Annotated in this window: 3 protein-coding genes and 1 pseudogene; 2 read left to right on the top strand and 2 right to left on the bottom strand. The window is 67.2% G+C overall.

Going from position 1 to position 3,616, the window contains the following annotated elements:
* Together AB0P35_RS41645 and AB0P35_RS41650 are read left to right on the top strand one after the other, a co-directional pair.
* Positions 1-242 (top strand): annotated as a pseudogene (locus tag AB0P35_RS41645) (hypothetical protein); the annotation flags it as partial.
* 593 nt (positions 243-835) lie between these two features.
* Complete coding sequence (locus tag AB0P35_RS41650) at positions 836-1,240, top strand: hypothetical protein (RefSeq protein ID WP_363521719.1); 405 nt, start codon at positions 836-838, stop codon at positions 1,238-1,240.
* A gap of 366 nt (positions 1,241-1,606) precedes the next feature.
* On the opposite strand, the gene AB0P35_RS41655 is transcribed toward AB0P35_RS41650, so the two are convergent.
* A complete protein-coding gene (locus AB0P35_RS41655; RefSeq protein ID WP_363521721.1) occupies positions 1,607-2,158 on the bottom strand; it encodes a hypothetical protein in 552 nt (183 codons plus the stop codon).
* Positions 2,159-2,408: 250 nt separating this feature from the next.
* Entirely contained in the window at positions 2,409-3,500 is a 1,092-nt protein-coding gene (locus AB0P35_RS41660) for an alpha/beta hydrolase-fold protein (protein WP_363521723.1), read from the bottom strand.
* Positions 3,501-3,616: the final 116 nt, after the last annotated feature.

A 3,616-nucleotide genomic window follows, 5' to 3' on the forward strand; every position in this document is an offset into this window, starting at 1 on the left:
AGGGCACGGGGACGTCCACCGCGCCGTTCGCCGCCCGGGAACAGATCGCCACCGGCTGGGACCTCTACGACACGCTGATCGCGCCGGGTGACATCAACGGGGACAGCAAGGGCGACGTGCTCGCCCGCACCAAGAACGGCGACATGTACCTCTACACCTCGACGGGCAACGCCGGCACCGCGACCTTCGCCGCCCGGGTGAAGTTCGGCACCGGCTGGAACATCTACACGAACATGCTCTGACCCCGTCCTTCGGACCCCAGCGGCAGGCCCCAGCCGCGACCAAGGAGCCGTACACGGTCACCCACCTGGGCGTCCGTGTACGGCTCATGACGGCGTATCACGCACGACATGATCTCCCATCGCTTGATCATCTTTGAAGACGGACCCTAGGGAGGAGGTGGGGGCTCCGGATCTTGGGCGCGGTGCGTGTGGGTGGTGCGGCTCGACCCGGCGGGGGCTGCCCCTTGGTGCGGGTAGTCGGCGGGCCGGGGCTGCCGAATGGACGAACTCCTCCTCGACCAGCGCTTTATCTAAGCTGACGGCGCAGGTATTCCCGTCCACACAATATCACCGGGCAGCCTTAACCATGTCCAATATCAACCGGGCCGTCGGATTACGAGGCTCGGCCGGACTGTCAACCGAATCCCGTCACTCACATCCCGAGACCCGACATTGAGGAGTTAATTTTGCCTGGGCGGCCCTCGACGAATCCGCACGCCACTGTCACCGCACATAACCCCGCACCTATCTACAATCTTGATTCCCGACGGTGGGCGATCCTTCGACACTCGCTGTCCATCGCCATTACGACATCAGCCATTGTCGTGGCCTACATGGTCATCAGCCTTCCAATTGTGGCAGTCTTTTTCATTGACGAAGCCTTTACCGTCAGAGATTATGCCGAGTTCGTTCTATTTGCCACTGGCGTGGGATTTGCCACAAGTGTTCTGATTTTCCCCATTGCCTTCGGGTTTGAGCGGCTGGTCATACGCGGTGGCACTGCATGGAAGGTGTTGGCGGCATGTACACCCATAGCCTCTCCGGTTGCGGCTGCGCTGATTCTCGCTTCGCTGTTCAAGTTTGAGCCATCGGGCGCCGTCAGCGATGCTCTCGCTATTGCGATGTTGTTCTTTATAAGCTTCTCCGTCTATTGGCTGTCACTGTGGTCATTGAGTGCTATTCGATACGGCGCTTGGCGCTTTTCCCAGCGCATGAGCCGAGGTCGGCGGTTCGGCTAAGGGCTTGCAGATCATAAACCCGCGACTTCCGCCATTGTGGCTCATCGGTGAGGCATGAGCTTTTCACCGGATCAACGAGCTTTACTAGCAGCGACGATCCTCCCGCACGTGGATGAGCGGCAGCGGCATCTATTGGCAGGAACGGAAGCGATGTCGCACGGCCAAAGCGCCTCGCGCTCCGCCTGCCACCGCCCGGAAACAAGATCCCCCGAGCACCCGGAGGGACTGTCCACAGGCAGAGAGCCAGCCTCATGAACCACCCTCCCGGCTAATCTCCGCCCCCGAACCCGACCTTGATCCAGCGTCAGCCGACTGCACTCACAACACGGCCCCTGACCAGCCCGAACAGCGACCGCAACTGCAGTACTAGCCGGCGACCCGCTCGCCGGACGGGTCAGCCACCACTATCTGGATGTGGGGTGCGGCGTACTTGCGCGCCGTGGAGACCATCTTCGCCAGATCGAACTTGCTCCGCAGGACGGCGACGTGGATCGGCGCCGGCATGGCCGGATGCTGCGGCGGGACGGTAGTACCGGTCGGCAGCGTCACGCCTGGGTGCAGCCGTGCGCCGATCAACGCGTACTGGTCGTCCGGCGGTGTCGCCACGACGAACTGGGTGACGTCGTTCCACCGCAGCAGCACGTCGCCGACCCGCACGCCGGCAGCGTCGAACTGGAACACCGTACGCCGGTTCTCGAACCAGGACACGATGAAGGGCAGCGCCAGGACGATCACCGTGCCGCCCCGAATCTCGAGTGCCCAGCCCAGCAGGACGGCAAGGCCTACGGTGCCGAGGATCGCCGCCCACAGGCCGGCCTGGTCCTTGGCGGAGAACGGGTGGGTGACCCGGTAGCGTTCCCACCTCGCCTGGCGGCGGGTGGGCTGTCCCCCGGGCGAGGAACTCTGATGCTGCGTCATGCGGCGTACCTCTTTCGGACTCTGGCCGACAACAGCGGTGGAGACGGATGGGCACCGGATGATGTCGTGGTGATCGCGGTCCGGAACGGAGAGCGAATCGCGTCGGCTCCTGGACAGGGCTCGGCGGGGCGCAGCACCGCCCCGTGCAACGGGAGGTGCTCGGACGGGGCGGACCGGGCCGGGGTCCCGCCACCCCGTTCGGCCACGTGGTGGCGGGACCTGAGCGGCCGCGGCGGCCGCCGTCGAGCGTTCAACTCGCCGCGGCGAAGGAGGTTTCGAGCTGGGTGACGTAGTCGGCGAGGGCGGGCGCCCAGCAGCCGTAGTTGTGGCCGCCGTTGCAGGTGGGGGCCAGCGTCGACCCGTTGCCGTAGTCGACGAGGCGGCCGCGGAGTCCGAGCTGGTCGAGGCGGGCCTTGACGCGGTGGGCGGCGATCGCGGTGAAGTGGTCGATGGCGTCCTGGCTGCCGGTGTAGAGCGTGACCTCGGTGCCGGCGAGCTTGGCCAGGTTGGTCGTGGCGGCCGGGTTGACCGCGTTCCAGATGCGGTCCGCGTTGAACACCGGGTAGGGGGATCCGAAGATCGCGTCGCTGTCGACGGTCGGCCCGTAGCCAGTGCACCGGCCGGTGCCGGACGGGCTGGAGGTGCTGACGGCGCACCATGCGCCCGTGACGTTGAGTTCCGTGGCCAGAACGGCGCCGCGGATCTCCGCCATGCCGAAGTCGATGCCGCCGGACAGGGAGGCGACATGGCCGAAGAGGTCGGGCCGGGCCTGGGCGTAGTGCAGCGCGCCGGAGCCGCCCATCGACAGGCCGACGACGGCCCGGTGGTCCCTGTCCGCGACGGTGCGCAGGTTGGCGTCGATGAAGGGGACGACCTGCGTGAGGTGGAAGGTCTCCCAGTTCGCTGCTCCCACGGTGGTGTTCTGCATGGCCCAGTCGGCGTACCAGCCCTTGAGGCCGCCGTCCGGCACCACGGTGATCATCGAGTCCGAGCGCAGCGCGGGCGCGGCTGCGGCGTCGTCCACGGTGCCGCCCCCGCCGTGCAGGAAGTACGTCACCGGCCACCGCTTTCCGGGGTCGGCTTCGTAGCCGCGGGGGAGGAAGATGCGGATCCTGTGCTGACCGGACAGCTGCCGGGTGGTCACGGTGATCGTGAAGTCGGTGGCGGAGTGCACCTCGGTGGCGCCGACGACCTGGGTCAGGCCGAATCCGTCGGACAGCACCGGAGGGGCGGAGCCCTCGGCGTGTGCGGGCGTCGTCGCGAGCGTCGCGGCCACGGCCATGGCCGCGGCCACGACGGCCTTCTTCGCGCGCAGTCGCCACGCGGGCGGCAGTGATGCCATCAGTGGTCCTCTCCGGGAGCGGTTGGCTCCCGTGTGTGAAGTAGGTCCGGCTCCTCCGGGCCGGGGGGGCCGGGGGGGCGCCCGGCCCGCCGCGCCCCCCCCGGGGGGGGGGGGGG

This window comes from Kitasatospora sp. NPDC085879, assembly GCF_040686255.1.
Taxonomy (GTDB): Bacteria; Actinomycetota; Actinomycetes; order Streptomycetales; family Streptomycetaceae; genus Kitasatospora.

Coding starts and splice junctions, on each gene's coding strand:
- AB0P35_RS41650 (WP_363521719.1), top strand. CDS start 836: ATGGTCATCAGCCTTCCAATTGTGGCAGTCTTTTTCATTGACGAAGCC.
- AB0P35_RS41655 (WP_363521721.1), bottom strand. CDS start 2,158: ATGACGCAGCATCAGAGTTCCTCGCCCGGGGGACAGCCCACCCGCCGC.
- AB0P35_RS41660 (WP_363521723.1), bottom strand. CDS start 3,500: ATGGCATCACTGCCGCCCGCGTGGCGACTGCGCGCGAAGAAGGCCGTC.